10 protein-coding genes are annotated in these 8,008 nt (G+C 36.8%); all 10 read left to right on the forward strand.

What is annotated here, in order from left to right; all coding sequences use genetic code 11:
- The first annotated feature begins 137 nt into the window (after nt 1–137).
- The 10 genes from ABIB40_RS20365 to ABIB40_RS20410 all read left to right on the forward strand — a co-directional run bounded on the left by ABIB40_RS20365 (nt 138) and on the right by ABIB40_RS20410 (nt 7,869).
- A complete protein-coding gene (locus tag ABIB40_RS20365; RefSeq protein ID WP_354361744.1) occupies nt 138–512 on the forward strand; it encodes an OB-fold protein in 375 nt (124 codons plus the stop codon).
- A 53-nt stretch (nt 513–565) separates the two neighbouring features.
- Entirely contained in the window at nt 566–1,273 is a 708-nt protein-coding gene (locus ABIB40_RS20370) for a hypothetical protein (protein ID WP_354361746.1), read from the forward strand.
- Between the two features lie 174 nt (nt 1,274–1,447).
- Nucleotides 1,448–2,377, forward strand: coding sequence for a helix-turn-helix domain-containing protein (locus ABIB40_RS20375; protein WP_354361748.1), 930 nt, complete (start codon nt 1,448–1,450; stop codon nt 2,375–2,377).
- Between the two features lie 98 nt (nt 2,378–2,475).
- The gene (locus ABIB40_RS20380; RefSeq protein WP_354361750.1) at nt 2,476–3,201 is read left to right on the forward strand and encodes an SDR family oxidoreductase; all 726 of its coding nucleotides are present in this window, start codon (nt 2,476–2,478) and stop codon (nt 3,199–3,201) included.
- A gap of 24 nt (nt 3,202–3,225) precedes the next feature.
- Nucleotides 3,226–3,990 (forward strand): SDR family NAD(P)-dependent oxidoreductase, encoded by a 765-nt coding sequence (locus ABIB40_RS20385; RefSeq protein WP_354361753.1) that lies wholly within the window; start codon nt 3,226–3,228, stop codon nt 3,988–3,990.
- A 20-nt stretch (nt 3,991–4,010) separates the two neighbouring features.
- Nucleotides 4,011–4,889 carry an aldo/keto reductase gene (locus ABIB40_RS20390; RefSeq protein WP_354361755.1) on the forward strand — a complete coding sequence of 293 codons (879 nt, stop codon included), beginning with the start codon at nt 4,011–4,013 and terminating at the stop codon, nt 4,887–4,889.
- 75 nt (nt 4,890–4,964) lie between these two features.
- Nucleotides 4,965–5,624 carry an NAD(P)-dependent oxidoreductase gene (locus ABIB40_RS20395; protein ID WP_354361757.1) on the forward strand — a complete coding sequence of 220 codons (660 nt, stop codon included), beginning with the start codon at nt 4,965–4,967 and terminating at the stop codon, nt 5,622–5,624.
- Nucleotides 5,625–5,705: 81 nt separating this feature from the next.
- A complete protein-coding gene (locus ABIB40_RS20400) occupies nt 5,706–6,089 on the forward strand; it encodes a DUF4267 domain-containing protein (protein ID WP_354361759.1) in 384 nt (127 codons plus the stop codon).
- A gap of 302 nt (nt 6,090–6,391) precedes the next feature.
- A complete protein-coding gene (locus ABIB40_RS20405) occupies nt 6,392–7,378 on the forward strand; it encodes an NADP-dependent oxidoreductase (RefSeq protein ID WP_354361761.1) in 987 nt (328 codons plus the stop codon).
- Nucleotides 7,375–7,869, forward strand: coding sequence for a VOC family protein (locus ABIB40_RS20410; protein WP_354361763.1), 495 nt, complete (start codon nt 7,375–7,377; stop codon nt 7,867–7,869). Before ABIB40_RS20405 ends, ABIB40_RS20410 begins: the two co-directional genes overlap by 4 nt.
- The last annotated feature ends 139 nt before the right edge of the window (nt 7,870–8,008 follow it).

An 8,008-nucleotide genomic window follows, 5' to 3' on the forward strand; every position in this document is an offset into this window, starting at 1 on the left:
TTAAAGAGACAATCTTTGATAATCTATTTAAAAGAATGATAAAACATCAACATATTGGTTGGAAATCTATTGTAGTGCCTAAGTAAGTAACTCGAAAAATATTTAAAGAATTAGTCAATCCGGTTAGTATAGCAATCATGTTATTGTTGATTGCTGGCATTGTTTACTCTAAAGATTTAAGAATTATGAACGCTAAAGAAATTTTGCCTGTTAAGGAATTACAGGATGCTTTTATGAACGATAGAACTAAAGCGGAAAAACTCTACAAGAACAAAACAATAACTATTAAAGGAGTTGTTGTTTATGTTGGTCCAGATGTTTATGCGCTTCCTTCAATAGAACTTTCAGATAAAAAAGATGGGGCATCAATGGCACTTTGTGTACTTCCGGTTTCAGACTACCTTCAGTTACGCAAATTTTCTAAAGGGCAAACTCTTGTAATTACTGGAGAAGCGCGTGACCTCTATAAAGAAAGTATTGTTATCGTAAAGGAATGTAAAGTAATTGACTAGTAATTTTTTATAGGTAGATCATCTAATTTTAAATTCAATTATAAGCTACGCTCATGATAAAAATTTTTAAAAAATTAGTCAATCCGGTTGGTATAGCAATCATGCTTTTATTGATTGTTGGCATTGTTTTCGTTATAAATTTAAGAATTATGAACGATAGAAATAATGCCGAAAAACAATCTGTAGATTATACAGCAATTAACAATCTGATTGTCTCCGAAAGGATGTATCGTGCAAGTCATCGGAATGAAGAATTGGCAAAATGCTACGCTGATGATGCACAAATTCGTACCAGTTGGCAAAGCGGAGGGGTAAATACTTTTTTAGGGAAAAGCCCTAACGAAGTCGTAGAAGAGCTTCCTCTTGTTAATCGCAGTGCTAGCCCGCTGATCTTTCAGAATGGAGATAAATCATTCGTAGAATATCCTACTACGACCACTCGTGGTGTTTATGTAAACAAGGTTGAGGCCGTTCTGACTTCGTACATGCGCTTACTTTATCGAGTAGAAAAACGCAAAGGCGATTGGAAAATTACGGCATTGACTTCCATTAATGAGTCAGACGAATTGAGTCCTGCAATACCTGGACAGGACTTGAAAATAAATCCAGAAGATGTAAAAGGTCTTCGCATCTCCTATCGCTGGCTTGCTTATACACGTCAGATAGTTGGAGGCACTATCAGCCAAGATCTTCTTGGAACAGACCGACCTGAAGAAGTGAAGAAAGTCTATGATGAAGAGCTAGATTGGCTAAACAAATAAAATAAAAATAGTGTTCGATCATCGGACACTAATTTTGTATAAATAAATTTATCACTGCTGTCCGAAAGTCTAAAATAAAAAATGCCTGCGAATCCCGTATTTTTGATTTTGCAAACCATGAAGTAATCCTTTTGTAAATAAACACTATATTTGATTTTTACAAATTTACTCCAAATGAAATCAAAATCAATAGACGAGTTTTACGAAGATATTTCTGGAGACTCAAGTTCGGAGACAAGTTCTTTATTGCCCAAAGACATTCAAAAAGAAATTGGTCATTTCAACGTTTTCAGCATCAAAGAACTTTATGAAAGATTAAAAGAAAAGTCTTTTATGCCTTATAACCGAAGAGCTTATTATAAAATAAGTTTGATTCGGGGTAAAAACAGAGTGGAATATGCGGATCGAGTAATTGATATTGAGCACTACGCACTTTTGTTTGCCACGCCCAAAATCCCTTACAATTATGTTCCAGTAGATGTGGAGCAATCAGGTCATTTTTGTGTTTTTACAGCGGAGTTTTTGACCAAAGACAAAACTGGTGTTGAATTGGAAAAACTACCTATTTTTCAAGCAGATGCCTATCCCGTTTTTCAATTGACGGAAGAAAATGTAAATGCAATTGATTTGATTTTCAATAAAATACACCAAGAAATCAATTCAGATTATGTTTATAAGTACGATTTGATCCGGAATTACGTAGCAGAGTTAATTCATATTGGACAAAAGTTGCAACCTGTAACTGGTTTATATTCTAAACACAATTCTGCAGCCAGAGTTTCTTCTTTATTTGCAGAATTGTTAGAAAGACAATTCCCAATTGAGTCACCGAGACAACGGTTGGAATTGAAATCGGCAAAAGATTTTGCTACTCGTTTGTCTATTCATGTGAATCATCTCAATAAAGTTTTAAAAGAAAACACAGGTAAAACAACTACAGAATTAATCAGCGACAGATTAGTTCATGAAGCCAAGATTTTATTGAAAGAAACGGATTGGAATATCTCGGAAATTTCTTATTCATTAGGTTTTGAAGAATTAGCTCACTTTTCTAATTTTTTCAAAAAGCAAACCACTTTATCACCAGTATCGTTTAGAGTTTAAATTTATTAATTTGATTTTCGCAAATTCTGGATTGAAATTTACAATTCTCCAAAGCTACTCCACCTTTACCTTTGTATTATCAATTTTTAAAAACTTAGATGCAAATATCAAATAACAAAATTCTAATTACAGGCGGAGCAACCGGCATTGGTCTTGGGCTTACCGAAAGATTTATTGCTGAAAATAATACCGTAATTATTTGCGGAAGAAGGGAATCTGTTTTAGTAGAAGTGGCTAATAAATTCCCTTCAGTTATAACAAAAGTTTGTGATCTATCTGTAGAAGCAGAGCGTATAGCGCTTTACGAGTGGATTAAAAAACACCACAGCGATTTAAATGTTTTGATAAATAATGCAGGAATTCAAAAATGGATTTCGGTTACCGATGCTGATTTTTACGAAAATGCCAAAACTGAAATTCAGACTAATATCGAAGCTCCTTTACATTTAACTTCATTATTTATGAATTTAAAATCGCTAACAACGGTAATGAATGTAACTTCAGGATTAGCATTTTCTCCTTTTGCTAAAGTTCCAGTGTATTCGGCTACGAAAGCTTTTTTTAGATCTTTTACACTATCTCTTCGTCATTTATTAAAATCAAAAAACATCGAAGTTATCGAGATTATTCCACCAGCGCTAAATACTGATCTTGGTGGAGTTGGTCTTCATGATATACACCCAAGTGTTAGCAGTTTTATCGAGTCTATTTTCGAGCAATTAATAAAAGGTAAAAAGGAATTAACTTTTGGAACAAGCGAGACAAGATTGAATGCAAGCATACCCGATTTAAAAAAATCTTTTGATGCACTTCACGGAAATTAATTTATAATTAAAACAAAAATAACAATGGAAAATAAAAGCAAAATAGCATTAGTAACAGGCGGTAGCCGAGGATTAGGTAGAGACATGGCAATTAATATTGCCAAAAAAGGAATAGATGTGGTCCTTACTTACCACAGCAACAAGAAAGAGGCTGATGAAGTAGTTGCTGAAATTAAAACCATCGGACAAAAGGCTTTCGCTTTACAATTAGATACCAGAGATGTAAGCTCTTTCGATAAATTTTTGGAAGGAATGATGGGTCATATAGAAAAAGAGATGGGCAGCAAAAACTTAGACTTTCTTGTAAATAATGCAGGAACATCTCTACATCAACCATTCATGGAAACTACCGAAGATCAATTTGATGACGCCGTGAATATCCACTTCAAAGGTGTCTTCTTTCTGTCTCAAAAGGCATTAAACTTTATGAATGACGGTGGAGGTATCGTGAATATTTCTTCGGGTTTAGCAAGGTTTTCGTTTCCAGGTTATTCAGTATATGGCGCATTAAAAGCGGGGATAGAAGGGCTTACCAGATATATGGCAAAAGAACTGGGCGCGCGAAGAATTAATGTAAATACAGTTGCTCCGGGTGCAATTGAAACGGATTTTGGTGGCGGACTAACGCGAGATAACAAAGCATTTAATACACAGGTTGCAAATATGACGGCTTTAGGAAGAGCCGGACTTCCAACAGATATTGGGCCTGTGGTTGCATTTTTATGTACCGATGATGCCAAATGGATTACTGCACAACGAATAGAAGTTTCCGGCGGAACGCTAATTTAATATTTAAAAACAAGAAGAAAATGAATACACCACAAATAATTACAATAGCAGGTAAAAGTAATCATCCGTTAACCGTAAACCGTCTCGGCTATGGCACAATGCGGCTGACAGGAGAAGGCATTTGGGGCGAACCGAAACGGCGGGATGAAGCCCTGGAAATATTAAGCGAAACAGCAAAACAAGGTATTAATTTTATTGACACGGCAGATTATTATGGCGAAGATGTAACCAACCGCTTGATAGCGGAAGCCCTGTATCCATACAAAGATGGCCTGGTAATTTGCACCAAGGTTGGTAGCGCACGAAAACCTGATAAGAGCTGGATTCCATACAATAAGCCAAAGGAACTGCGCCAAAGTATTGAAAATAATTTGCGCACGCTAAAGTTAGAGCAGATAAGCCTCGTGCATTTCAGGGTTATGCATGGTGATAAAGGTTTGGAAGAATCAATGGAAGCGATGTTTGCCATGCAACGGGAGGGAAAAATATTGCACGTAGGCGTAAGTAATGTAAACCGCAAAGAATTAGAAATTGCAATGTCCATCGGAGAGATAGCCACCGTTGAAAATCTTTTCGGGCATGCCCAACGTGGTGATATGTCTGGCGCACACGGCGATACACGTGGCGGGGAAGAAGTATTGCACTTATGTGAGGAAAATGAAATCCCACTTATTCCATTCTTTTCGCTGCAAACAGCCAATCAAAAAAAAGATACAAGGATAGCGGAAATTGCGAAGAAATATGAAGCAACCGAAGCGCAGATAAATATTGCGTGGCTGCTGCACCACTCACCGTGGCTATTGCCTATCCCGGGAACTTCTTCTTTACAACATTTTAAAGAAAATATAGAAGCTGTAAATATCAACCTGACTGCCGGGGATATGGAATATTTGAAATAGACTAGAAATCATAGTAACAGTACGCTTGGCAAAATCGGCAAGATGCCAGTTTTCTGACAGTAAACTAATAAAACGATGAAAAGAATTTTAATGTACGGAGCAACAGGACGAACAGGAAAATTGGCGTTGGAATATGCAATAGAGCAGGGCTATGAAGTAACAGCACTTGTTCGTAATCCCGATAAATTAAGTTTACATTCGGAAAAACTAAGCGTAATAAAAGGATTACCTACCAACATCGAAGACGTAAGGAATGCGATGAAAAATTGCGATTATGTCGTTAGCCTTTTAAGCGCCCTTCCGGAGAAAGAGAGTATGTCTTTCAAAAGAATAGCGCCGCCGCATACAATAGAAAAAAGTATCCGCAACACCATAGAATGTATGCGTGAATCTGATATAAAACGTATCATCTCACTTTCGTCTATTGGTGTTGGTGATTCACGCAAGTATGCGCCGTGGTTTATGAGATTGTTTATCAAAATTTCCAATTTCAAAATTGTATTTGCCGACCACGATAAGGAGGAGCAATTGCTGGTGAACTCAAATCTTGATTGGACTATTGCAAGGCCTGTTGGCCTAAATAATAATGAAATATTGGGGCAATTGGTTATCAGTTACGATAAAACACCTTCGCCATTTAAAATGAGCCGAAAGCAATTAGCAAAATTTATGATTGATAATTTGGACAACAAGGAGTTCATTCATAAAATGCCAATATTATCTGAAAAAAAATGAACGTGTAATTTTGGTTTAAATTAAAAAATCCCGAGCGCTAATTAATTAATTTTTTAAATTAGCCAATAATTAAATTTTAAAATGAACAAAGGAATTAACACCGCAAAATACCTCTGTTTGTTACCGGGGTTTTTTTTAATAATTTCCGGATTGTTAATTTTACTGGCTCCAGACGCTGCGGGAAAGGTTTTTGATATTACCGATTCTGATAAACTTAAAGAACCTTTCGCTTTAGCCATGGGCATCCGTCAGGTTGCAATTGGTTTAATGATTGTTGCACTCGCCTTAAGTAACCAAATAAAAGCACTTGCAATTATTATGTTGATTGGTGCCATAGTTCCGGCAACCGATTTTTTCTTTTTTAGGCCAACAATCGGTGCTTTTTCTGCTTTACGTCACGTTGCGCCGGTTCCGTTAATTGCCGGTTTGGGAATTTATCTTTTGCTAAAAATTAAAAACCGTTAGCGTTAATTAGTTAAACTTATTGAAAAAACGAAAGAAAAATTCTCAACAGAAGAATTGTTAGTAAATGAAATTTCTTATAAATTAGTTTTGAAATTGGGCAGAGTTGTAATAGACCTTTGAAAACAAAAACTGAATTGCCGCCGCTGGAATTTCGGGCGGAATTTTATTAATTTTTTCCTTTTGTAAACTTTAAAATATGAATTTAAATTTTTTTAAAGTTATTTTGGCCAAAATAAAAGCCATTTTTTACAAGTTCAGTTTCGCAAAGTGAAACTGAATTTTTTTCCTTAAATAAAAATGTTATGAAAGCAATAAGAATCAATGAATTTGGCGGAACGGAAGTTTTAAAAATGGAAGATATAGAACGTCCGGTTCCCTTAGCAGATGAAATTTTGGTAAAACTGTATGCAAGTGGCGTAAATCCTGTGGATTGGGTAATTCGAAGCGGTACAAATGATTCCTTGCGACAATATTTCACATTGCCGATGACTTTAGGTTGGGATGCAGCTGGAACAGTTGAAGAAATTGGATGCGATGTTTCGGATTTTCAAAAAGGAGACGCTGTATATGGGGTTCCAAATTTTCCAGGTGATGGAAGTTATGCAGAGTATTGTGTTGCAAAAGCCACGCAGTTTGCACTTAAGCCATCAACTCTGAGTTTTAATGAAGCGGCAGGTGTACCATTGGCAGCGCTTACCGGTTGGACTGCAATGTTTCATTATGGAAAATTAAAGTCAGGGCAACGAATTTTGATTCAAGGTGCTTCTGGAGGTGTGGGTGGCTTTGCGGTTCAATTTGCGAAAGCAAGGGGAGCTTACGTAATTGCGGTTGCTTCCGCACAGAACCTCGATTATATAAAGGAACTTGGTGCCGATGAAGTGATAGATTATACAACTCAAAATTTTGAGGATTTGGTGTCTGATGTCGATTTGGTTTTGGAGGCTTCACCAATACGTGACAATGCCGAGCGGATAAGAGCAATAAGCGTTGTAAAAGAAGGCGGAATATTTGTAACTGTGAATACAGATTTTCCATTCGATGATGAGTTGATGGAAACCCTGGCGAATAAAAATGTTACAGGAGAATTATCCGCCAACCAGCCAAGGAAAGACTGGCTGGAGGAAATTGCGCAGTTGATTGATGAAGGAAAAGTGAAAGTAAATATCAGTAAAGTATTCCCGCTACAAGATGTTGCCGAAGCACACCGCGAAAGTGAAACCTGGCACGTTAGGGGCAAGTTGGTGCTGGAAATAAAAAAGGAAAATTCCGAAAAATTGAGTGTGTTATGAAAAACAAATACAAAGTCCCGGCAGATACCAGGATTGGGCATGTGCATTTAAAAGTTGCAGATATAAATCGTTCGTTAGGCTTTTACAGAGACTTATTAGGCTTTGAAGTAATGGCATTATATGGAGACCAAGCGGCATTTATATCTGCTGGCGGCTACCACCATCATATTGGTTTAAATACCTGGCATAGTAAAGGTTTGCCACCAGCACCAGAAAATAGTGTGGGCTTATATCATACTGCAATAGTTTATCCAGAAAGAAAAGATCTTGCATTAATTTATGACCGGTTAGTAAAAGCGGATTATCCGCTCAGCGGTGCAAGCGACCACGGAGTATCTGAAGCCATTTATTTAAATGATCCAGATGGCAACGGTGTTGAACTTTATTGGGATCGGCCAAGGGAACTTTGGCCTTATGACTCTGATGGGGGAATGCAAATGGTTACTAAAGCTATTGACCTTGAAGATTTGCTGATGGAACTTGGTTTTTAACAAATTGCACCAAATAAATAAAAAAAGTACGTTGTTATAAATCAAGGTGGATTCAAGTAATAAATGCAACATCTGCTAGATTGTTTAGTTTTTCGGCGAAAACTTCGTTGGGTGTCTTAAACCCAAATCGTTTCCTTGG

Origin of the sequence: Pedobacter sp. UYP30 (assembly GCF_040547165.1) — a bacterium.
GTDB lineage: Bacteria > Bacteroidota > Bacteroidia > Sphingobacteriales > Sphingobacteriaceae > Pedobacter.